The following is a 22,279-nucleotide window of genomic DNA, read 5'->3' on the forward strand; positions in this document are numbered from 1 at the left end:
ATTTCTAATTAAATTGGATATCGTTCTAATAAATAACTAAATACCGTTAATATTGCCATCGCTTCTCCGCCTTCGGGTCGGCCTGGTCTGTTATTAACATTGTAAGCATTAAAATCAAAATGTAACCACGTTGTCTCTGCACTAATAAAACTACGCAAAAACAACGCCGCTGTAATCGCACCCGCAAAGGGTGAAGATCCACAATTGTTTAAATCGGCAAATTTGCTATCGAGCAATTTTTGATACGGTTTATATAAAGGTAAACGCCATACTGGATCCTGTTGTTGGTGACTATGTTGTATAATATCATGTGCTAATTGTTCTTGGTCGGTAAAAAAGGCACTTATTTCTGTTCCGACTGCACCTCTTGCAGCACCAGTCAAGGTAGCAAAATCAATCAACAATTCTGGACTTTCACTATCCGCTTCACACAAAGCATCCGCTAAAATAAGTCGACCTTCAGCATCGGTATTTCCAATCTCTACCGTTAAACCATGTCGAGTCTGAATAATATCACCTGGTTTATAAGCGTTGCCTGCAATCAAATTTTCCACAGCAGGAATCAATAAACGTAAACGCACCGGTAACTGATGTGCCATAATCATTTCGGCTAAACCGATAGCATTTGCTGCACCACCCATATCCTTCTTCATAGCCAACATATTGCCACTAGACTTTAAATTATAACCACCCGAATCAAAGCATACGCCCTTACCCACTAAGGTAACTTTTGGATGTTTACTATCACCCCATTTTAAATCAACTAAACGTGGTTCATGACAACTTGCTTTACCGACAGTATAAATAGCGGGATAGTTAGCGGTTAATAAATCTTCTCCAACTATCTGTGTCACTGAGGCATGGTATTTTTTGCCGATCTGAAATACATTTTCTACGAGTTCTGCCGGATCCATATCATCCGCTGGCGTATTGATTAGATTACGAACTCTATAAATCGCTTCAAGTTTTATCATTAATTGAGCATGGTTCTTTTTTGCAATAAGCAATTGTGCTAAAGGTCGAGTTGATTTTTTATATCGGATAAATTCATACGCACCTAAGCCCCATGCTAAAGCAATTTGTTCCAATGATTTACATTTATCTATCCCTTCAACATGATAATGACCCTCGGGAAGTACAGTGGGTAGCAAACCGAACGTCCAGAAATCCGCTTCATCATTACATATCAACAAAATTTGTTGCAATTGTCCTGCGGTTCCAGGAAGTAAACTGTAACTTCCTGGTTTTGCAATAAAATTAATCGATTGTAACCATTGTTGCGTGGTATTTGTCTGTTCTGCTAACCAAGCTGGCCACGACTCTGGCAAAATAGCCGTAATAGGGACGGATCGCAAGGATTCATGAATAAAACAATTAGACACTCAAAACCTCCCGTGCTGAAACATAAGGCTTATCAAATACATGCGCCACCGCTTGATGTGTGATACGACCACGTGAAATATTCAAGCCATTACGTAAATTGATATCTTCAGCCAACGCTTGGTAAATACCTTTGTTCGCTAGAGCTAAAATATAAGGCAGTGTGGCATGCGTCAAAGCAAACGTCGAAGTACGTGGCACTGCACCCGGCATATTACTCACACAATAATGAACAATATCATCGACAATATAAGTAGGATCCGTGTGTGTTGTCGGCCGGCTTGTCGCAAAACATCCACCTTGATCAATGGATACATCCACAACTACCGAACCTGGGCGCATTTTATTTAATAAATCCCGTGTTACAATTTTCGGCGCTTCTGCTCCGGGTACTAACACCGCACCTATTAATAAATCTGCTAAGGGTACATATTTCTCGATTGAATCTTGTGTGGAAAAAATAGTATTCAATTGTCCACCAAAATGTAGATCTAATTCTTTTAGTTTTGCGGCTGATTTATCCAACACGGTCACTTGCGCTTCTAAGCCTAATGCCATGCGAATGGTATTACTACCCACAACTCCGCCACCTAAAACAACAACACTCGAGGATGAAACACCAGGAACACCCGATAATAAAATTCCACGTCCTCCTTGTGCCTTCTCTAAACAATGTGCGCCAGCTTGTATCGACATGCGTCCTGCTACTTCACTCATAGGCGCTAACAAAGGCAAACCACCCCGTGCATCGGTAACTGTTTCATAGGCAATAGCCGTACAATTCGAAGCTAACAATAATTCTGTTTGTTTTTTATCAGCCGCTAAATGTAAAAAAGTAAATAAAGTTTTTTCTTCATTTAAATAAGCACATTCTTGTGGTTGCGGTTCTTTAACTTTAAGAATCAAATCGCCTTGCTCGAAAACTTCTTGTGCGCTATTGAGGATAGTAGCCCCTGATTCTTGATAATCACTATCTGAAATATCAACACCATTCCCTGCATTTGTTTCAATGAAAACTCGATGACCATGATCAGTCAGTTCGCGAACGATAGATGGCACTATAGCTACTCGATATTCATTGTTCTTAATTTCTTTAGGAACGCCAATATGCATATTAACTCCGTATTAAAGGATGTTGTCAGGTTTGTACCACTTCCTTGTGTAAACTATTCTTCACAAAGCCGTAAGTATATTTTTTAAACGGTTAGCTTCGACTTCTAAGACTACACTTGGAACCCATCACAAAATACACGGGTTTTATAAAAAGTCCATTATAGAGTGTGTTTTCTTTATCAAAAAATATGAAAATTGAGAGTACCCATTAAAATGCAGCCCAGCTATTTATCATTAATGTTGTTTAACATTAAATGATACAAATGTTTTTTTTCCTCTTCGTTCAAACCGGATTGCTTTCCTTGTTGTAATAACTTATCGATTTGTCCTTCTGCAGCTGATTTTTTTAAATGCTTGAGTAAATCATGAAATTCAGCTTGCACCCCAGATTCGGGGATAGTTAAAGGAAAATTTATCAATTGTTTGAAAATTTTATAACGAGCTTCATCTTCTCGCCAATATTCTAGTAACATAGCACTGGTTAACTCTGGATTTTGCTTGAGTAGTAAAAATAATTGAACTAAAAAATCACTCCCAGGTAATTCTAATCTGCTTAATAGTTGACATTGCTTGTCGGAAAGTGATTTAACGATTTGCGGGAATTGCACTAATAAAGCAATCGCCAAACGCATCGGCGAAGAACGATTGGCTGTATTAAACCTTGGTATTTTTTTTGGCATTTTTTTTACTACATTACTTTTATCATTCACAGTAACTTTTTTTAATGTCACTACATCCATATTAACTAAAGTGGCCAATTGTTCAAATAATTTATGCTGCATAATACCCACCGCTACTTTTTCAATCAGCGGGACGGCTAGCTTCGCCAGGCGTGCTTTACCTTCTAATTGATTAATATCAACTTGCGTTAACAAATAACCAAATAAAAATTCACCTAAAGACTGCGCTTGTTGCAACCTAGCAATAAATTCAGTACAGCCTTTTTTTTGTATCAAAGAGTCTGGGTCTTCGCCATTAGGTAATAATAAGAAACGTAATATATAACCATCTGTTAATAAATCTAAGCTTTGCTCTAATACACGCCATGCCGCTTTTTTTCCGGCAATATCGCCATCAAAACAAAAAATTATTTCCTGTGTATGACTCATCAGTCGACTTATTTGATCCTGGCTGGTTGCAGTGCCCAGGGTTGCGACAGCAAAAGAAAGATCCGCTTGAAACAACGCTAAAACATCCATATAACCTTCAACCACTATAATGCGTTCTAACTGACGATTTGCCTGAAATGTTTCATAAAGACCATACAGTTCTTTACCTTTATGAAAAAGTGTAGTTTCAGGCGAATTCAAATATTTGGGTTCCTGTTGCGTCAAGACACGACCGCCAAATCCAATGACGCGTCCTCTTCTATCACGTATTGGAAACATAATTCGATCCCGGAAACGATCATAATAACCTTGGCTTTCAGATTTTTTAATTAATAAGCCCGCTGCATATAAATTTTCGGTATCGTTAAAATTTTTAAGTAAGGTATCCCAAGCCGCTGGGGCATAACCTAAGTTAAATTTTTTCGCTATCTCGCCCGATAGCCCACGTTGTTTTAGATAGTTAATAGCGAGTGTATTTTGTCGTAATTCTTTGGCATAAAATTGCGCCACCTCTTCTAACAAACCATAAAGATTAGATGAAGCTTTATAAATTTCTTGATGTTTTGCATGCTGCGGAACTTCCATGCCTATTTGTTCCGCTAATGAATTCACTGCTTCAACAAAACTTAGTTTTTCATATTCCATTAAAAAACTAAAAGCATTTCCACCTACAGAGCAACCAAAACAATAGTAAAATTGTTTTTCTGGCGTAACGGTAAACGAAGGTGTTTTTTCGGCGTGAAAGGGACAGCAGGCAATATAATTTTTACCTTTTTTTCGCAAGGGAACGCGCGCATCAATAAGCTGCACAATATCTACGCGCGCTAGGAGCTCATTAATAAATTCCTGTGGGATGGGTGCTAGTGACATATTTATGTACTCCTCGCACTTGAATCTTTGTCTGTATTACGGCTCAAGAAGAAATAAACGAATTTTTAAGTCAACCGTGCTTTAATTTTTGCGCTAATTTGTGTCATGTCAGCACGACCTTGTAATCTGTCTTTCAGTTCTGCCATGACTTTTCCCATCTCCTTAACTGAAGTAGCACCTACTTTTGTAATGGCTTCAGATACCATACGATCAATGTCTGCTTCACTTAATGGTTCGGGTAGATAGGTTTGAATAATCTTGACTTCTAAACGTTCTTGATCGGCTAAATCATCACGTTTAGCCTGATCATACTGAGCAATAGAATCGCGACGTTGCTTAATCATTTTATTCAGTATCTGTGTAATACGCGTATCATCTAATTCAACGCGTTCATCCACTTCAACCTGCTTAATCGCCGCCAAAATGAGCCGTACCACACCCAAACGTTGCTTATCGTGTGCTCGAAGAGCAATCTTCATATCTTCCTGAATTTGCTGTTTGAGAGAGGTCGTCATGCCGGTATTAATGCTTACGCTTTGTTTTAGCGATAAAGCAAGGATTATCACGCATCAAGCGCTTGCGACAACGCTTGACTGCTGCTGCGAAACGACGCTTGCGCGCTTCAGTGGGTTTCTCGTAGTATTCACGACGACGCACTTCAGCGAAAATACCTGATTTTTCACAGGCACGCTTATAACGGCGAATAGCCGACTCGAGTGTTTCGCTGGTTTTAAGTATTACGCCGGGCATGTAGTGCAGTTCCTCAATTAAAGTTAAAATAGGTGCTAATTCTAACCAGCAATCCATAAAAATGCAAAGTTTCTATTCAAAGCAAACCGATATCCATCCAAAAAACATACATTGTGTATTAGGGATTGAAACTTCCTGCGATGAAACCGGTATTGCCCTCTATCATGGTCAAAAAGGTCTCATTGCTCATTCGTTATATAGTCAAATTGAGCTACATAATCTGTATGGCGGCGTCGTTCCAGAACTCGCCTCACGCGACCATATTCTTAAAATATTACCCTTACTACAAGAAACTTTGACAGGTGCCAATCTCACGCTCTCAGCTATCGATGGCATTGCCTATTGTGCAGGACCTGGCTTAGCAGGCGCTCTATTGGTCGGTGCGGCTTTTGGACGTAGTTTAGGCTGGGCACTCGGAATTCCCACCTTAGGCGTACATCATATGGAAGCCCACTTGCTCGCGCCTATGCTAGAAGAACGTGCCCCAGAATTCCCATTTATTGCCCTATTAGTTTCCGGCGGCCATACCCTGCTAGCACAAGTATATGGTATCGGCGATTACAAGATTCTAGGCGTCAGTCTAGATGATGCGGTAGGCGAAGCTTTTGATAAAACCGCCAAATTATTAGGTTTAAATTACCCAGGTGGCCCTGCTATCGCTAGATTAGCTGAGCAAGGCCAAGCTAAACAATACACTTTTCCACGGCCCATGGTAAATAGACCCGATTGCGATTTTAGTTTTAGTGGATTGAAAACCTTTGTAAATACAACATTAAAAAATAGCGATCAAACTGCACAAACTAAAGCAAATATTGCTCATGAATTTCAAGCTGCGGTAGCGGATACTTTAGTTATAAAGGCTATGCGCGCTTTAAAGCAAACCGGCCTGCGTCGCTTAGTGGTTGCAGGTGGCGTAGCAGCTAATACCTGGCTCCGAAAAGAACTCGCCAATATGGCAGCTAAGCATGACTTTACACTTTACTACCCACGACCCAGTTTCTGCACAGATAATGGGGCAATGATTGCTTATTTAGGCTATCGTCGCTTAAATTTAGGTCAAAGCGATAATTTAGGCATAAAAACCATTGCGCGTTATCCTTTAGATCAGTTGGATTAACTACACGAAAATTTTCATGTGCCGAAACAACAATCAAACTGTCTATCCCGATCCAGAGGAGGAAAAGAAGTGAGGGAACAATTGACTATTAAATGCAGCAAAGACTCTTCTTCATTATTAAGCTTAGCACAAAATAACAATATTTTTCTTAAACTACTTTTACTTTCAGCATCAAAATTAAATAGTAAACCCAGATCTTTTAATTTTTCATAAATACCGCATATAGTTATATTATCGGGTAACTCATTTTGTTTATAAATCGATAAAAACTTATTAACAGGATCCTTATAATTTCTTTTCCAAGCCCCTGAAAAAAATCGGTAAATGATCCCCAAGCAACCCTCACCTTTAGAATAATCTTTTAATAAAACAATACAGGTTTTTATCGGATCTTGCTCATAAAAATAGATATAATCAGGAATATTTTCTAAATCTAATTCTCGTCCTGGTATTCTATTTGCTAAAGTTAATTCATTGAGTTGAACTTTTTCTTCAGATGTCAAACTATTTTTCAATAAATACGCTAATATCATATTAATTTCAAAAGCAAGAAAACTTAAATCAATATTTTTTCCTTTAAAAAATTGAATACTCACTTTAATCGCTTGTAAATAATCATTAAAAGAACCCGTTGGTGCTTCTTCACTATTCATCGGGGGTTGAAAATTTTGTTCGGCATTGGCCTGTGATGAGCTTGAGGGTTGATTTATTTCATCTTTGCCTAATCCTGATTCAGTTTCAACTTTTTTGATTTCTTTTATGGTATTGTCTATAAGCTCTTCATTACAGTTAAACAATTTAATTAAATTTAATTTGAGGCGTTTTTTTTCTTCATGAACGTCTTTTATTAATCTTTTATTTCTTGTTGATAACACTTCATCATCTATAATATAAAAGAGTTCGACGACCCTATCAGAAAAAGTTAATTTTTTTTCGGCACGCACTATTTCTACTTTAGAAGGAGAGAATATACCCTTTAGAAGTTTTTGTGAGGGATCAGCTAAATTTGTAGCAGAAGTATTTTTAAATTTAATCGGCATAACTAATCTCCATGTAATTAAAATCTTTTTATTGAAAAATCTCTTTCACCCAACAACATAACATAAAAAAAGTTTTTGTAATAAATTTCGGAAACAGTTTCTCTTAAAATAAAAATTATTTTTTCTTCTTCAATTGAGTTTGAGTTAATTGGGGTTCTGTACCTTGAAATAAACGTTGAATATTTGAAAAATGCCGTGCTACGAGTATTATCGTCATTAAAAGAATCGGCAAATAAACCGCCAACGAATAAGAATAAAAAACATAAAAAAACGTCACGATAGCCGCCAGCATGGATGCAACAGAAATATAACGAAATACAAACAACACCACCGCCCAGCTTAATAAACCTATCAAGCCTAGAGGCCACGCTAAAGCAAATAATCCACCCAATGCGGTTGCTACGCCCTTCCCGCCACGAAAACCAAAAAAAATCGGATATAAATGACCTATAAAAGCAAAAAAAGCGACCCATGCCAAAGACGCTAGCGGCAAACCAAACAATTTAGCTAGCATAACGGGAATCCAACCTTTGAGCACATCTCCCAATAATACGATAGCAGCTAATTTTTTTCCGCCTATTCTAAGGATATTGCTAGCCCCTGGATTCCCTGAACCTTGCGTACGAGGATCAGGTAGCCCTGCACATTTACTCACGATAATCGCACTGGACAAAGAACCCAGTAAATAGGCAATTAAGATGAAAATAAGTAGCGATAACATAAATTTTCCTATATAGACTCTTTTTTAAAAAATTCGCATCTTGAATAGATGCCGCGGTATAATATAAACGATAAATAATTTTCTTGATTGAAAATTGCGACAGCCAATTTATATACTCACAGCAATTGGGTTTTGACAAGTGCCGCGAAAGGATTGCCGTCCGCGCGATACACAGACAATGTCAAGTGCCAAGAGTATAGTAATAATTATTAAAAGGTCCTAACATGACGCCCAAAGCGGATAATTTAATTTGGATCGATCTCGAGATGACTGGACTTGATACTAATCAAGATAAAATTATTGAGATTGCAACCATTATCACAGATTCTCAATTAGAGATTATAGAAGAGGGTCCTGTGTTTGCTATATTCCAATCTGAACAACTATTAACCGGAATGGACGATTGGAATAAACGCCAACATAAGGGCTCAGGTTTACTGGAAAGAGTAAGAGTCAGCAAAACAACCGAAGAAGAAGCGGAAAAGCAAACTCTAGAATTTATCATGACGTATGTCCCCCCTAATAAATCACCAATGTGTGGTAATAGTATTTGCCAAGATCGTCGTTTCTTAGCCCGTTGTATGCCGATATTAGAAAAATATTTTCATTATCGGAACTTAGACGTAAGTACATTAAAAGAACTAGCCTATCGTTGGAGTCCAAGCATATTGGATGGCTATAAGAAAAAATCTAAACATTTAGCACTAGAGGATGTACGAGACTCTATTAATGAATTACGTTATTATCGCGAACATCTATTTAAACTTTAACTTTTCGAATTGATTTTTATGGCAGATTATTCAACCAAAGATTTAAAAAACGGTATGAAGGTCATGTTAGATAATGACCCTTACACTATATTAGAAAATGATTACGTTAAACCAGGAAAAGGACAAGCTTTTAACCGGATTAAATTACGTAATTTAAAAAATGCACGCGTTATTGAACGTACTTTAAAATCTGGAGATAGCTTACAAGCGGCTGATGTATTTGATCTTGAAGTTCAATATCTCTACAACGATGGAAATGTTTGGCATTTTATGGATGCCGAAACCTACGAACAATACGCAGCAGATGAATCGGCGGTGACAGAAGCTAAAATATGGCTAAAGGAACAAGACTTATGCACTCTGACCTTATACAAGGGTTCTCCTTTGTGCATAACACCGGCTAATTTTGTTGTTTTAAAAATAATTGAAACGGATCCGGGTGTGCGCGGCGACACATCTGGCGGGGGTGGAAAACCCGCTACTTTAGAAACAGGCGCTATCGTCCGAGTCCCGTTATTTATCCAAATTGGTGAATTAATCAAAGTTGATACGCGCACCGGCGAATATCTTTCCAGAGTAAAAGCCTAAAAGATTCTATTTATACTCAAAGCAATGGGATTTTTGACAAGGCGCCGTAAAGATAAGCAACCGGAGTGTATTCAAAATACATGAGGATTGCGAATTGAGCGGCAACACAGTCAAAAATTCAAGTGCGAAGAGTATAGTATAAAAAAAGATGGATGATCGGTAAAGATCATCCATCTCAGTTGCGCTCCTGCCCCAATCAACTGCTAAAAAAAAACTTAGCAAGCTTATCCAAAAGCATTAATTTGACTGTTAGCGTTTGTCTTTATTACCTGGCCATTGTGGTTTATTTGGATTACCTTCTGGGCCGTGTCCGCCGTGGTGTCCAGGATTGTGTGGAGGTTTTTGTGGACCAATACCTGCATGACTTGGCCATTTTGGTTTTTGGTGTTTCGGATCGTGAGGAAATTTACCTTTGTTCATATGAGCTCCTAATTAAAACATATAATGTCTCTCCTTTAAGCCTAGCAAAGACCTCGCTAAATACCATAATATTACTATTGATTGATCAAAATTTAATCAATTTATACGCATAACTTAGTGAAGCATAAAATCTAAAAAAAACAGCTTATTTAGTGAGATTAAAAAGATATTTAATGCTTAATGGAGAATAATAAACCCATGGCATAGAAAGTCGTAAATAGTTGTCAGCTAAATACTTAATTTATTTAAATCCACTAAACGCCGTGGTGCTATGCGACCATCTTCTAAAATTTCGCCCACACCAATAAATCGGCCACTTTCTTGTAATAGTAAACGCAGCAATCCTTGCTTGGGGAGATTTGGAAGCAATACTGCTTGTCCACGATAAAGATAGTAAGCAGCCGCTTGTGAAATTTTTAAAACCGGCCATTCGTTTAACAAACTATCTAAACTCAGTAATTTTTGATCGCAATCGGCTTGGCTTAAGGTTTGTAATTCTTCCAAACTCACCATTTGTTCCGCATGATAATCAGCCACTCCTAAACGACGCAAATCAGATACATAAGCACCACATCCTAACGCTTCACCTATATCTTCTATTAAAGTACGTATATAGGTTCCTTTACTACATTTAATCTCTAAATTAAGTACATTCTTTGCATTTGATATTGTCTGTGTATCGCGAGGATCGCAATCCTTAGATAGGTTGGATATATCTGCATGCTTGTTGCGATCCAGTAACCGTAAGCTATGTATGGTAACAGTTCGAGGACTACGTTCTACTATGATACCTTGTCTGGCTAATTTATATAAAGGACGACCTTTATGTTTTAGTGCAGAAAACATGGGTGGAATCTGTGAGATTGTTCCGCGAAAAGCTGATAAAACTGTTTCTAGTTGATCAACCGAATAGTTAGAGACGGGACGTGACTCTATTACTTCTCCCTCAGCATCCCCAGTGTTGGTTTTAATTCCTAAGCAAGCACTTACAATGTAAGTTTTATCTGCATTGAGTAAAAACTGAGAAAATTTTGTAGCTTCTCCGAAACATAATGGCAACAAACCCGTAGCTAAAGGATCTAAGCTTCCTGTATGCCCCACTTTACTTGCCGAAAATAACTGTTTTACTGTTTGTAATGCTTGATTTGATGTCATCTTTTTAGGTTTATCAAGCAATAAAATACCATTGATCGAACGTTTTTTGGAGATTAAGGGGTGCATAACTTATTCTTTTATAAATAATTATTTCTATACTCTTGGTACTTGAATTTTTATGAATGATTTATTCAGAACGTTTAGCCTTGTCTTTTGCAATGACGTTGTCGATTAAGCTATGAATACGATCACTTTCTTCCATGAAATCATCATAAAAAAAACGCAGGCTAGGCACTTTGTATAGCTGTAAACGCTTTGCTAAAGCATAACGTAAACGAGCAGCTGCCTTTCTTAATAATTTAACCGCTAATTCCTTACTTTGCTGTTTATCATTTGAGTTTTCCACATCTAACTGTGTAAAAAATATATCCGCATAAGAGAGATCACGTGACACTTTTACTGAAGTAATTGTAATGAATTTCAAACGGCTATCCGCTATTTCTTTATTAAGAATGTTATTACTTAGTTCTTTCTGTATCAGATCGGCAATACGCGCGGTGCGACTAAATTCTTTTGGCATTAGATAGTTCTAGAAATAGAAATACGTTCATACACTTCAATCATATCGCCTACTCGCACATCGGTAAAATTTTTAATACCAATACCGCATTCCATACCATGACGAACTTCAGCAGCGTCATCTTTAAAACGGCGTAAAGAATGCAATTCACCTTCATGAATCACAACATTATCACGCAACAAACGAATAGGCGCATTTCGTCGCACTAATCCTTCTGTCACCATACAACCGGCGATAACACCGAGCTTAGCGGAACGAAACACTTCGCGAACTTCTGCTAAACCTAAAATATTTTCTTTTATTTCTGGAGCCAACAAGCCGTTCATAATATTTTTAACCTGGTCTATCAGGTCATAAATAACGCTATAATAATTCATTATTAAGCCTTCTTTTTCTACCGTTCTTTTTGCAGTGGCATCTGCTCTAACATTAAATCCTAAAATCAATGCTCTTGAAGCTAAAGCAAGATTAGCATCGGATTCAGTAATCGCACCTACGCCCACATACACCAGTTTTATTTTAACTTCAGAAGTAGAAAGTTTATTCAAGGCTTCTTGTAAGGCCTCAGCGGATCCTTGCATATCCGTTTTCAAAATAATATTCAAAGTCTTAACTTGGTTTTCATCCAACTGGCCAAAAATATCATCGGTTTTAATCGTCCGTTGTTGTGCTAACTTAGCTTCGCGTAATTTTCCTTCACGGAATAAAGCAATTTCGCGTGCTTTACGTTCATCAGCAACAACCACTGCTTCATCACCGGCCACTGGAGCACTAGATAGACCTAACACTTCAACGGGCATAGAAGGTCCAGCTGCTTCAACTAATTTACCTCGCTCATCGAGCAATGCTCTGACACGGCCATAAGCAGTCCCTGCTAATAAAAGATCGCCTTTATGTAGTTTTCCTCGTTGTACTAATATAGTGACAACAGGTCCTTTCCCTCTATCTAAACGTGATTCTATAACTATTCCTTGTCCTGGACCTTCTTGTGGCGCTTTCAGCTCTAAAACTTCTGCTTGCACCAAAAGAGAATCTAATAAGTCATCAATACCTGCACCTGTTTTTGCTGAGACTGGGATAAGCATCGTATCGCCGCCCCACTCTTCAGGATTGAGACCTTGTTTGGCTAATTCATTCTTTATTCTATCGAGATCAGCTTCAGGTTTATCAATTTTATTCACTGCAACAACAATAGGCACATTCGCCGCTTTAGCATGTTGGATAGCTTCTATTGTTTGTGGCATCACACCATCGTCAGCAGCAACAACCAAAACAACAATATCTGTCACTCGTGTACCACGCGCCCGCATCGCTGTAAAAGCGGAATGTCCAGGTGTATCCAAAAATGTAATAACTCCCTTTGGTATTTCTACGTGATAAGCACCAATATGTTGTGTAATACCACCCGCTTCTCCCTGTGTCACTTTGGTCCGTCGAATATAATCTAAAAGAGAAGTTTTTCCATGGTCAACGTGACCCATGATAGTCACCACAGGTGGGCGCGTCAGCAATTCACCCATTTGTTGTTGTGTGGTATTTACTAAACCTTCTTCTAATGCATTAGCGCTAACAGGCTTAGCAATATGGCCCCTTTCTTCTACTACAAGTATGGCGGTATCTTGATCGATAGCTTGATTAATAGTTGCAATGACGCCCAATTTCATTAATGTTTTAATAACTTCAGCAGCCTTAACCGACATTTTCTGCGCTAAGTCACCTACCGTAATTGTTTCAGGAATTCCAACCTCATGTATGGCGGCTACGGTTGGTTTTTCAAATTGTTGTTGTAAAAATTGATCGGGTCGTTTGTGCTTACCCGTTTTTTTACGGTAACGAAATTGTTCATCGGATTCATCTTCAAGTTGATAAATCGCTTTATGTCGGTATTTCGCCAACTCTTTTTCTTTTAAATTACGATTTTTATGCTTTTTCTCACGTTCCAGCCTTTCTGCATTAGTAGGTAAAGCAATAATCACTTTTTCGTTAGTTGGTTTAGATTTTTTTTCTGGATTCGTTGCGGGCGCTATGAATTTTTTCTCAGCAGGCACTTGCTCTTTTTCCACAGTTTCATTAGATAATACCGGCTCTTCACTCGCAGGAGTATTACTCTCCGAAATGGGTTCAGCTTGTATTTCAGGTGGGTGCAATTTTTTCTCTGCAGCGATTTTCTCTGCTTGATGTGCTAATTCTTCTGCTTTTTGAGTTTCTTTTGCTTCGTTAGCACGATTAGTCTCTTCATCTATTAAGCCTTCATTACTTTTCACATAAGTTCTTTTTTTGCGAACTTGAACTTTAATAGTCTTGGCTTTACCTGAGGTATCTTTTACTTTAAGTAAACTCGTGCTTTTACGAGTTCGCGTCAACGTAATCACTTTTTTAGGACTATTATCCGCAGAAGTTTCTTTTCCAAGCTCAATGGAAACCTTATTTGCAGTTTTATCTTTAATACTTTCTGTCATACATGCTTCTCCTGCCAATATTTGACAGCTTCGAAAACCTACTTACATTTTTCTGAACATACATTATTGCTGCTTTATTTACTTATCTATCGAACTTTATATATTTATTACACATCCTGTTATTTCCTGGATTTTTTTAAGTAAAAATAATCGTTCTATTTTTTTGACTCCTATTTTTTCTCTTCGGCAAACCAAGGAGCACGTGCAACCATAATTAGCTTTCCGGCTACTTCACGATCTAATTCGATAATATCTAACAAATCATCGACTGCCAACTCAGCTAAAGCCTCGCGTGAAGAAACACCTTTTTTAGCTAATGTGATGGCTATCTCTTCGGTAATACCTTCTAAGGAAAGTAAATCTTGATGCGGCTCTAAAAATTTGTCATGCTCAGAGACCGTCGACTTTTGCTTAGCCGCGGCTTGTGTCGCTAACACTTCTTTAGCACGATTCTGTAGCGTTTCTACTAATTCCGAGTCAAAATCTTCAATATCTAATAGTTCTTGCGCTGATACATAAGCAATTTCTTCTAAACTGGTAAAACCCTCTCGCGCTAACATCTCAGCTAGCTCTTCATCTATAGCAAGCTGTTCCATAAAAAGATTTTGTAAACCTTCCGACTCTTTAACCACTTTTTTTGCCGCTTCTTCTACAGTGATAACATTAATGATCCATCCCGTTAGTTCACTGGCTAAACGTACATTTTGACCATTTCGACCAATAGCTTGCGATAATTGTTCCTCTTGTACAGCCACATCCATGACTTTAGTATCTTCGTCCACCACAATAGAAGCGACTTCAGCAGGTGCCATCGCATTGATGGCTAATTGAACAGGATTATCATCCCACAGCACAATATCAATTCGCTCACCCGCTAATTCACTGGAAACGGCTTGTACTCGCGCCCCACGCATTCCAACGCAAGCACCTATAGGATCAATGCGACCATCATTAGTTTTAACCGCAATTTTTGCGCGCGAACCAGGATCACGCGCTGCACTTTTAATTTCAATCAACTCTTCAGCAATCTCGGGTACTTCTATCTTAAAAAGTTCAATTAACATTTCTGGTCGTGTACGACTCATCAGCAACTGAGGCCCTCGTACTTGTGGATTCACGGCATATAAATAGCCGCGCAAACGATCTTCGGATCGTACTTCTTCGCGGGGAATCATTTCTTCACGTGGGACAAAAGCTTCTACGCTTGCGCCTAAATCCACGATCAAACCTTCTCGTGTAATACGCTTGACTATGCCTGACAACAACTCGCCAATACGATTGGTATAGGCCTCTGCTATCTTAGCGCGTTCAGCTTCTCTGACTTTCTGGATAATGACTTGCTTTGCCGTTTGCGCTGCAATACGACCAAACTCCACCGAAGGCATATGTTCTTCTATCACATCGCCAATTTGGCTATTTGGATCCCGCTTTTTAGCTTCACTTAAAAGTATTTGTTTTAAGGGATCAAAAGGAACATACCCATCTTCAAGATTATTATTAGCACCCATTCCATCCGCAACGACTGTCCAATAGCGAAAAGTATCATAGTCGCCGGTACGGCGATCGATAGCCACGCGGACATCAATATCTTGACCGGCTTTTTTCTTAGTCGCCATCGCTAAAGCGGCTTCTATCGCTTTAAAAATTAACTCTTTATCAACATCTTTTTCGTTAGATACCGTCTCTGCCACTAATAAAATTTCTTTTTTCATAGCCTGCCTCCGGTTATTTATTCATTTCAGGCAATACATTCGCACGCAAAATATTGTCCCACGTTAACACTATTTCTTCCCCATCCTGATTCAACACTATCCCAACTACTCCAACTGATTGTAAAAGACCTTTAAATTTGCGTTGATTATCGATGGGCGTATGTGTAAAAACACGCACATTATGACCAACATAACGCTGGAAATGCTTCTCTTTAATAAGGGGTCTATCTAAGCCCGGAGAAGAAACTTCTAAGTTATAACGACCTGACAAAGGGTTTTCTACATCCAATAATGCACTAACCTGGCGGCTGACACGCTCGCAGTCAGCAAGCGTAATACCCTTTTCACTATCGATAGTGATACGCAATACACTTTGTTGACCTTGTGTCAGATAGATACAAGCCCATAACTCATAACCTAGGGCTTCAACCGTCGGTAAGATCTTTGTTTCTATCGCTGAATTGTTTTTCATCGTCTACAAAGGGCTTGAATTATAAAAAATTACCCATCTCAACTAGCTGACGCTAAAAAAATATTTTGGATGCAACGCGCGACGCCGGCTTTTCAAGGAGCGGAATTTACTCAGGTAAATGAGCACCGCAAACAAAGTCGGCAACAAAGCGCTGCGCCAAAAGCTGATATTTAGCGTCAGTCTAGTCAAAATAAAAAGCCCCTTAATGGGGCCTCTCACACAATAAAATTGGTAGCGGGGGTAGGATTTGAACCTACGGCCTTCGGGTTATGAGCCCGACGAGCTACCAGACTGCTCCACCCCGCGATAGCGGCACAGAGTATACTCCATTTAATGCAGTAATTACAATGGGATAAAACATTCTAATTGTGTCTTTATAACTTCCAGAATTAATCGTTGGTTTAGCTGAAAAATAAGCTTTAAATCCCAGGTTAGCACTCTTTTCACACATCGAAAAATCATAACTCCAGCATGTCTACTGCTCAGGAATTTTAAGGAAGTTACTTAGCGTTTAAATGTACATGCTGACAAATCTTCGGGCTTTGCTATCTCAGTGGCAAAAAAAAGAAAGAGGAGGATTATGAGGGTTCACTGGAATCTCTCTCTCTTCCATAGGATGTTGTGTAGAGTGTGAAGTAAAAAATTGCGAATGAAAACTGATACCAAAGGTATATAAAACCCTGGGGGTATATAAACGAGTATCCAACTCTAATAAGCGTATTTGGCCTAAGAAAAGTTGATATAACTTTATCTTCCAAATAAAAATCGGCGTATTCACCTTCAGAGATTCCCATGATTGTAGTTTTAGAGCTTGCAAATTAATATTAACCAAAGGTCTCAATGTTTGCAGCTTTTTATTGACCGCATAGGCATTTCCACCGCCTAAATTAGCCACCACAAATACGGTATCCTCATTTTCTAGCGCTAACTTTAATTCCTCTAACGTATAATTATATTTTATGAAATTTTTATTCTTAGGTATAGGTTTATCGTAAAGATCGGTTAATTCTTTCCGCAATGTAAATGAATCCACTTCCTTAAGGCTCTGAATACTCATGCGTAAATTTTCTGACCTATTTTCGATACATTCAGACACATAGCAAGTTTGTGCAAAAAAATTAAGGAAAGATTGTTTACTAGAAAAACCCAAACTTAATGCGGTAAAATTTAAACTGTAATAGTAAATATAATAATGAATGGTGGAAAATTTATGATTTTTGGGATTAAAATATGCTTGGCGCTTAACTTTAGCAAAAAAACTATCTCTCAAAAGCAAGTGTAACTTTTGTTTTGTATTTTTTTCAAAATCATACAAACTTATCCTTTTTTGACCCAGCTCCGATTTTGCAATTGCCAGCTGTAAATTCTTCTTATGAGAATATCCATATTGATTTAAAAACTCTTTAATGCCTAACTTATGTAATTCTTTATAAAAATTCTCCCAGGTTAAATCATAAATGGACTTTGCATTAAATCGGCTGATGTCCTTAAGCCATTTTTCTATTTCGATTCGTTTAGTATTTTTTGACGTGAAAAAGCTTAGTTGTGGTAATGATTCCCTATTCATGATTATTATTCCTTTAATTCAAACCTATTATGATAATTTCTGACTAACGCCACAAGCATCGAGCAAGTTTACAAAGTCTTTCCCCTGTACGGTTTTATTTAATTGCCAATATATATTCAAGTAACTTTTTAGCAAATAATTATATTCTGTTGAGGTTAAAATTTTTAATATTCCTTCTGCTTGTTTTAAATCATTAAGATTATGCGTCGACTTTTGGAATAAAATGGCAGCTAAAATAGTCGCTTTGGTGGCCCCACGAGCTTTATTACTATAATAAAATCCTTGAATACATTCCTCCAAGGCACGATCTTTATCCCACGTTTGCCAATCTTGAAAAAAAAGTGATGCTTGCTGCAGGTATTTTTCAGAATGTGAAACTAATTGACCTTTAGAATTAACCGCTGATAACAAAAATAACATTCCTAAAATACTTGCTTCAATATTCGCCCAAGAGCAATTACCGATAACTTGTCCTTGGATAGGTAGATTCGCGATGCTAACTAAACCTAAATAACGGTGTATTCCCTGAGTTAGAAATTCCCGGGATTGACGTGAATAAATTAATTGTTTGCAAAACTCCTTATCCCAAGCATAAGGACGCTGACACTGATAGATAACAATGCTGCCTTCCCGACGGCTATTTTCACCTCGATCACAACGAATCAGCCAATTTTTATATTTAATCAATGCAATGGCATGCCCTTCATAAGCGATGGGTAATAATAATAATTCTTGATCTAACAAAGCATCTATACTATGTGTATGGTCTTTAATATTCAGCGTATAACGTTGATATTTTAGTAAGGCCTGCGCGTTAGCAAATGCTGCAATCAATTTTTGTAAATTTTCGAAGTAAGACCGCAAATGGCGCGAAGAAAAATTATTCTGATAGCGCCGCAAAGAGTTAAGGATGACATCGAGTGTAAACTCTAAAAAAAATCCTTCATAGTCTATTTCAATAAAACGCCCTGCAGCATTAACAAGATCGACCTGTCCTATTAATTCATAACGGTGTCCAAGCAACTTAGCTTGAATAAAATCTTGAGCGAAACTTAATTTAGCACCATATCGATAGAGTAATTTTTTTAATTCAATTTGTTGTCGCAATAGGGGGTAAACTAAAACAGCTTGTCCTGCTGTGGTATAAGCATTCGCATCTGCTTTATTTGCCAGTAATAATTCACATAAAGCTAAATTGTGATTATCGACTGCCCAATGTAATGCCGTGCGGCCCGTAGTATCGGCATTATCGATAACAGCGCCATATTCTAATAATAAGGCAACTACATCATTCTTATTGGCAATCGTTGCTTCTATTAACGGTGAAAACCCATATTCATCGGTTTCTTCTATATCCGCACCCGCTAATATAAATTGCTCTACTCCTTTGAGTGTACCAAACAAAATTTCGTGAGCAAAAGTAGACTTTACCATTATCTAGCAAGCGTTACACTTTTGCTTGCACCCAATCCAAGATTTTTTTGTAAGCGTAATTGATTTTCTAGCCGTTTTTCGGGAAATCGCTCTCTAGCTTCAGAATTATCGCTAGGGATCGCGCAAATCTTAGGGTCATCGCCACTAAATTGCTGACTATGAGCTAATAAAGGATGTCTTTGCGGAGATTCACTAAAACCACAGGATCGTGAATTTTTCTTACCGAGTAAATTGTTAGGGTCTTCAGAAAAAGGACAACTACCAAATTTTCTCTGCCCATCTGTGCGTTGCCGACGCTCCTTATTAAAGGCCGCCTGTAAATACGCATTGAGTTGCTCAACACTGAGCGCAATACTCCCTGCACCACTATCGCCGCCGTCTTCATCATCCTTATCTTCTTGTTTTTTTAACCCGGGATTTTCATAGGCCAATGGAGAAAAAACATTATTCACTGCGTCTTCTTGGTTCATAGGAACCAATAACCCCGCTTGTGCTGTCTCCTTATCATGATTACCTTTACTCATACAAGATAATACCCGTTAATTTTTTTATTTCAGTTCTTCAAGTATATCCATTAGTTACTACAAACTTGAATCTTAAATAGCATTAGATTAAATAAACTAATCGAAATACATTGGAATTTTTGTCTGTGCTGCCGCTCAACTTATATTCTACCCCAACTAGGGCAATAATTTAACATCTTTCAATGATAGCACCCATAATTCATACGTATCTTTTCTAAAAAAAGGGGTATTAAGATCCACGACATTTAACGAGGATGAGCCAGATATCGCTAGGGTAGAACGGAGATTCTAGCAAATTGCTTAAGAGCCTGAATATGGCAATCTATGGTTAAGCCTTTACGTAGCAAAAAATCTCTCTCGGGCCTATATTCTTTTGATTTAACCTTTTCTAATGCATCAATGATAGTTTCTGGAGTTACTGTTGTAAGTATAATTCCATCGTTTGCTTCGAGTAATTCAGCAGCGCCTACATCGGATGAAACAATAACGGGCGTCCCAGATTCTAGCGATTCAACAATAGTAATTCCAAATGGTTCATAGGTAGAAGCTAAAATCGTTACATCTGCAATACAATAATAATCTTGTATTTGCTTTATAAAACCCAACCAGCGCATATTATCAGGCAAGGAAATCGTCGGTTTTTCACCCAGAATAAGACAAAGAAAATCATCCTTCAAACACCTAAAGGCGTTAACAAGAGGATATAATCCTTTACGGGCGTGATTAGTGGAAACAAATAACACAATCGTTGTTTTATCAGAAAAACCTAACTTTTTTCTTAAATCATGCTTCTGCAGCGTGGTTTTATAATAGAAATGACTGTTACTAACGGGGGGATAGAGAACTTTAATCTTACTAGCAGCACTTGGATAGTGCTGAATTATTTCATCTTTTATTCGCTGAGAATGAGCAATAATTAATGGTGTTCTTTCAAATGCCCTTTTCTCGAAATAAGTCTCAAGGTAATTATGTATAAAACGGTAACTTTTCTTAGTTAAAAGATAAGCTTTATGCACACCTCCACAAATAAGTATATCTTGTCTCGTCGTTTTTACTAAGCTAATTACCAAATTATGATTACAAATTAAATTTTCCCTATCACACCCTAAGTAAAAAGCAAACTTCTTTAACGAGCGAGGTAAAAACTTGTAAGGGAACTTAAGAACGGTTAAGGGTGGCAATGATTTTAAAATATCTTGATTTATTTTACAAACGCAAAGCGTTAATTCATCACCGGCTTTAGAAAACCCCAAAATAATATCTTTTAAATAAGTCTCCATACCGCCTTTAAAGCGAAAATGTGTATGCTTTATAGCAACTTTCATGTCTTATCCCATAAAATAGATGAGAAAAAACAACTCAATAAAATTACATACAAATTTCCAAAAGCAGTGCTGGTAGTAGTAATATCAGTGAATCCATTAAATACCAGTGCTAATAATGTAGCTTTAGCAAACCATTGTGCTTCCGGATCTCGCCATAACTTTTTAACTTCAATCCAAGCACTCAACAAAATTAATACATAAACAACTAAGCCGATGATCCCTAATTGCACAGCTATCAGTAAATAAGAGTTATGCGGATCATTTAATAACGTATTAGCTACAACGACCATACCTCCGGTTTTTTTATAAGCTTGTGGAAAGCCTCCCACCCCCACCCCTAATAAAGGGTGTTGTTTAATAATTGTGAATGAATTTAATGCAAATTGTATCCTAAGGCCAATACTGGTATTTTGTGAAGCAGATTGAGTGCTAAAATTCGAAACAAGATCTTTTACTCGATATTGGAAGGTGGGGAAAATTTGATAACTCAAAAAGGACAACAGTAATACCATTAATAATGGCCAGGTATAATTTTTAGAGGTTGTATATCGAAATAGCAAAAAAACTAATAAGATAATAGCAATAAAACAGCCAGTACGTTCGGAATTAACTGAAAATAAGGAGAAAAAAAGAAAAATAGCTATTGGTAAAAAATAAAATTTATGTTTTTCTTTTAAAAAAAAGTCCAGCGAAAAATAAAAAGCAAATGCCAATATAACCGAAGCGGGGATGGGATTGACCAAATAACCCTCGGGTTGTTGACCAAACAAAACGGAAGAATATCGAAACAAAGAAACAGATAAAATATTCCAATGTGTCAATAAAATTAATAGGGAAGCCACGATTGCTGAGCTAATTAAACAATAGATAATCCGTTTACGTAGCTCTAATGAAGTAACTAAAGGCAATAAAAAAGGAATATAAAGTAATTTTGTATAGTGAAATAACGCCGACAAACCATGCTTTAAACTTGCTATTGTGTAACTTAGACTAATCGCCAATAACACAATTAATGCTATACTCCATTGGATAAATTTCAAACGCCTCACAGCATAGCAGGCGTCTCCCCAATGACCTGCCAACAAACTAAATACGACTGCTAATATAAGGGAATTGCGGCTAAGCCAAGGAGATAAAGCTAGAAAGAAAGTTCCTAATCCTAGAAAAAAAACGGCTATTTGTTCTGAATAACCAAAAAATTTTTTAAGTTCCGATAACGTTCTTGTCATTTCT

Annotated in this window: 21 protein-coding genes and 1 tRNA gene; 3 read left to right on the forward strand and 19 right to left on the reverse strand. The window is 37.7% G+C overall.

Annotation, left to right across the window (positions count from 1 at the left end; all coding sequences use genetic code 11):
* Positions 1 to 8: 8 nt before the first annotated feature.
* From AAHI99_RS05185 to rpsU, 5 genes are all read right to left on the reverse strand, one after another.
* Positions 9 to 1,382 carry a leucyl aminopeptidase family protein gene (locus AAHI99_RS05185; protein WP_342227238.1) on the reverse strand — a complete coding sequence of 458 codons (1,374 nt, stop codon included), beginning with the start codon at positions 1,380 to 1,382 and terminating at the stop codon, positions 9 to 11.
* On the reverse strand, positions 1,375 to 2,493 hold the full coding sequence (ald, locus tag AAHI99_RS05190) for an alanine dehydrogenase (RefSeq protein WP_342227239.1): 1,119 nt from the start codon (positions 2,491 to 2,493) through the stop codon (positions 1,375 to 1,377). The genes AAHI99_RS05185 and ald overlap by 8 nt, the downstream gene beginning before the upstream one ends.
* Before the next feature lie 224 nt (positions 2,494 to 2,717).
* Positions 2,718 to 4,472, reverse strand: coding sequence for a DNA primase (gene dnaG / locus AAHI99_RS05195; protein WP_342227240.1), 1,755 nt, complete (start codon positions 4,470 to 4,472; stop codon positions 2,718 to 2,720).
* A gap of 65 nt (positions 4,473 to 4,537) precedes the next feature.
* Positions 4,538 to 4,987, reverse strand: coding sequence for a GatB/YqeY domain-containing protein (locus AAHI99_RS05200; RefSeq protein WP_342227241.1), 450 nt, complete (start codon positions 4,985 to 4,987; stop codon positions 4,538 to 4,540).
* 7 nt (positions 4,988 to 4,994) lie between these two features.
* Positions 4,995 to 5,222 (reverse strand): 30S ribosomal protein S21, encoded by a 228-nt coding sequence (gene rpsU, locus AAHI99_RS05205; protein WP_006035291.1) that lies wholly within the window; start codon positions 5,220 to 5,222, stop codon positions 4,995 to 4,997.
* Between the two features lie 61 nt (positions 5,223 to 5,283).
* Between rpsU and tsaD the strand changes: the two genes are divergently transcribed.
* Entirely contained in the window at positions 5,284 to 6,339 is a 1,056-nt protein-coding gene (gene tsaD / locus AAHI99_RS05210) for a tRNA (adenosine(37)-N6)-threonylcarbamoyltransferase complex transferase subunit TsaD (RefSeq protein WP_342227242.1), read from the forward strand.
* A gap of 14 nt (positions 6,340 to 6,353) precedes the next feature.
* On the opposite strand, the gene AAHI99_RS05215 is transcribed toward tsaD, so the two are convergent.
* Positions 6,354 to 7,379 carry a hypothetical protein gene (locus AAHI99_RS05215; RefSeq protein WP_342227243.1) on the reverse strand — a complete coding sequence of 342 codons (1,026 nt, stop codon included), beginning with the start codon at positions 7,377 to 7,379 and terminating at the stop codon, positions 6,354 to 6,356.
* A gap of 115 nt (positions 7,380 to 7,494) precedes the next feature.
* A complete protein-coding gene (plsY, locus tag AAHI99_RS05220; protein ID WP_342227244.1) occupies positions 7,495 to 8,100 on the reverse strand; it encodes a glycerol-3-phosphate 1-O-acyltransferase PlsY in 606 nt (201 codons plus the stop codon).
* Between the two features lie 224 nt (positions 8,101 to 8,324).
* On the opposite strand from plsY, the gene orn reads away from it, so the two are divergent.
* Complete coding sequence (gene orn, locus AAHI99_RS05225; RefSeq protein ID WP_339049837.1) at positions 8,325 to 8,870, forward strand: oligoribonuclease; 546 nt, start codon at positions 8,325 to 8,327, stop codon at positions 8,868 to 8,870.
* Between the two features lie 18 nt (positions 8,871 to 8,888).
* Complete coding sequence (efp, locus tag AAHI99_RS05230) at positions 8,889 to 9,458, forward strand: elongation factor P (protein WP_342227245.1); 570 nt, start codon at positions 8,889 to 8,891, stop codon at positions 9,456 to 9,458.
* A gap of 249 nt (positions 9,459 to 9,707) precedes the next feature.
* Here the strand turns inward: efp and AAHI99_RS05235 are convergent, their stop codons facing one another.
* The 12 genes from AAHI99_RS05235 to AAHI99_RS05290 form a co-directional block, all read right to left on the reverse strand.
* A complete protein-coding gene (locus tag AAHI99_RS05235) occupies positions 9,708 to 9,878 on the reverse strand; it encodes a hypothetical protein (RefSeq protein ID WP_342227246.1) in 171 nt (56 codons plus the stop codon).
* 228 nt (positions 9,879 to 10,106) lie between these two features.
* Positions 10,107 to 11,099, reverse strand: a complete 993-nt coding sequence (gene truB, locus AAHI99_RS05240; RefSeq protein WP_342227247.1) for a tRNA pseudouridine(55) synthase TruB — start codon at positions 11,097 to 11,099, stop codon at positions 10,107 to 10,109.
* Positions 11,100 to 11,160: 61 nt separating this feature from the next.
* The gene (gene rbfA / locus AAHI99_RS05245) at positions 11,161 to 11,553 is read right to left on the reverse strand and encodes a 30S ribosome-binding factor RbfA (protein ID WP_342227248.1); all 393 of its coding nucleotides are present in this window, start codon (positions 11,551 to 11,553) and stop codon (positions 11,161 to 11,163) included.
* Complete coding sequence (gene infB, locus AAHI99_RS05250) at positions 11,553 to 14,012, reverse strand: translation initiation factor IF-2 (protein ID WP_342227249.1); 2,460 nt, start codon at positions 14,010 to 14,012, stop codon at positions 11,553 to 11,555. The genes rbfA and infB overlap by 1 nt, the downstream gene beginning before the upstream one ends.
* 170 nt (positions 14,013 to 14,182) lie before the next feature.
* Positions 14,183 to 15,724, reverse strand: coding sequence for a transcription termination factor NusA (gene nusA, locus AAHI99_RS05255; protein WP_342227250.1), 1,542 nt, complete (start codon positions 15,722 to 15,724; stop codon positions 14,183 to 14,185).
* Between the two features lie 13 nt (positions 15,725 to 15,737).
* The gene (rimP, locus tag AAHI99_RS05260) at positions 15,738 to 16,196 is read right to left on the reverse strand and encodes a ribosome maturation factor RimP (protein ID WP_342227251.1); all 459 of its coding nucleotides are present in this window, start codon (positions 16,194 to 16,196) and stop codon (positions 15,738 to 15,740) included.
* A 229-nt stretch (positions 16,197 to 16,425) separates the two neighbouring features.
* Positions 16,426 to 16,502 (reverse strand) — tRNA-Met (locus AAHI99_RS05265).
* 244 nt (positions 16,503 to 16,746) lie between these two features.
* The gene (locus AAHI99_RS05270) at positions 16,747 to 17,763 is read right to left on the reverse strand and encodes a hypothetical protein (protein ID WP_342227252.1); all 1,017 of its coding nucleotides are present in this window, start codon (positions 17,761 to 17,763) and stop codon (positions 16,747 to 16,749) included.
* A 27-nt stretch (positions 17,764 to 17,790) separates the two neighbouring features.
* Positions 17,791 to 19,197, reverse strand: coding sequence for a Dot/Icm T4SS effector AnkH/LegA3 (ankH, locus tag AAHI99_RS05275; protein WP_342227253.1), 1,407 nt, complete (start codon positions 19,195 to 19,197; stop codon positions 17,791 to 17,793).
* Entirely contained in the window at positions 19,197 to 19,721 is a 525-nt protein-coding gene (locus AAHI99_RS05280) for a hypothetical protein (protein ID WP_342227254.1), read from the reverse strand. Before AAHI99_RS05280 ends, ankH begins: the two co-directional genes overlap by 1 nt.
* A 269-nt stretch (positions 19,722 to 19,990) precedes the next feature.
* Positions 19,991 to 21,046, reverse strand: coding sequence for a glycosyltransferase family 4 protein (locus AAHI99_RS05285; RefSeq protein WP_342227255.1), 1,056 nt, complete (start codon positions 21,044 to 21,046; stop codon positions 19,991 to 19,993).
* The gene (locus AAHI99_RS05290; protein WP_342227256.1) at positions 21,043 to 22,275 is read right to left on the reverse strand and encodes an O-antigen ligase family protein; all 1,233 of its coding nucleotides are present in this window, start codon (positions 22,273 to 22,275) and stop codon (positions 21,043 to 21,045) included. Before AAHI99_RS05290 ends, AAHI99_RS05285 begins: the two co-directional genes overlap by 4 nt.
* Between the last annotated feature and the right edge of the window lie 4 nt (positions 22,276 to 22,279).

This window comes from Rickettsiella endosymbiont of Rhagonycha lignosa (genome assembly GCF_964031165.1).
Lineage (GTDB): Bacteria > Pseudomonadota > Gammaproteobacteria > Diplorickettsiales > Diplorickettsiaceae > Aquirickettsiella.

Coding starts and splice junctions, on each gene's coding strand:
- orn (WP_339049837.1), top strand. CDS start 8,325: ATGACGCCCAAAGCGGATAATTTAATTTGGATCGATCTCGAGATGACT.
- AAHI99_RS05280 (WP_342227254.1), bottom strand. CDS start 19,721: ATGAGTAAAGGTAATCATGATAAGGAGACAGCACAAGCGGGGTTATTG.
- ankH (WP_342227253.1), bottom strand. CDS start 19,197: ATGGTAAAGTCTACTTTTGCTCACGAAATTTTGTTTGGTACACTCAAA.
- dnaG (WP_342227240.1), bottom strand. CDS start 4,472: ATGTCACTAGCACCCATCCCACAGGAATTTATTAATGAGCTCCTAGCG.
- rimP (WP_342227251.1), bottom strand. CDS start 16,196: ATGAAAAACAATTCAGCGATAGAAACAAAGATCTTACCGACGGTTGAA.
- infB (WP_342227249.1), bottom strand. CDS start 14,012: ATGACAGAAAGTATTAAAGATAAAACTGCAAATAAGGTTTCCATTGAG.
- ald (WP_342227239.1), bottom strand. CDS start 2,493: ATGCATATTGGCGTTCCTAAAGAAATTAAGAACAATGAATATCGAGTA.
- AAHI99_RS05285 (WP_342227255.1), bottom strand. CDS start 21,046: ATGAAAGTTGCTATAAAGCATACACATTTTCGCTTTAAAGGCGGTATG.
- AAHI99_RS05235 (WP_342227246.1), bottom strand. CDS start 9,878: ATGAACAAAGGTAAATTTCCTCACGATCCGAAACACCAAAAACCAAAA.
- efp (WP_342227245.1), top strand. CDS start 8,889: ATGGCAGATTATTCAACCAAAGATTTAAAAAACGGTATGAAGGTCATG.
- rbfA (WP_342227248.1), bottom strand. CDS start 11,553: ATGCCAAAAGAATTTAGTCGCACCGCGCGTATTGCCGATCTGATACAG.
- AAHI99_RS05290 (WP_342227256.1), bottom strand. CDS start 22,275: ATGACAAGAACGTTATCGGAACTTAAAAAATTTTTTGGTTATTCAGAA.
- AAHI99_RS05200 (WP_342227241.1), bottom strand. CDS start 4,987: ATGACGACCTCTCTCAAACAGCAAATTCAGGAAGATATGAAGATTGCT.
- nusA (WP_342227250.1), bottom strand. CDS start 15,724: ATGAAAAAAGAAATTTTATTAGTGGCAGAGACGGTATCTAACGAAAAA.
- truB (WP_342227247.1), bottom strand. CDS start 11,099: ATGCACCCCTTAATCTCCAAAAAACGTTCGATCAATGGTATTTTATTG.
- plsY (WP_342227244.1), bottom strand. CDS start 8,100: ATGTTATCGCTACTTATTTTCATCTTAATTGCCTATTTACTGGGTTCT.
- rpsU (WP_006035291.1), bottom strand. CDS start 5,222: ATGCCCGGCGTAATACTTAAAACCAGCGAAACACTCGAGTCGGCTATT.
- AAHI99_RS05215 (WP_342227243.1), bottom strand. CDS start 7,379: ATGCCGATTAAATTTAAAAATACTTCTGCTACAAATTTAGCTGATCCC.
- AAHI99_RS05270 (WP_342227252.1), bottom strand. CDS start 17,763: ATGAATAGGGAATCATTACCACAACTAAGCTTTTTCACGTCAAAAAAT.
- tsaD (WP_342227242.1), top strand. CDS start 5,284: ATGCAAAGTTTCTATTCAAAGCAAACCGATATCCATCCAAAAAACATA.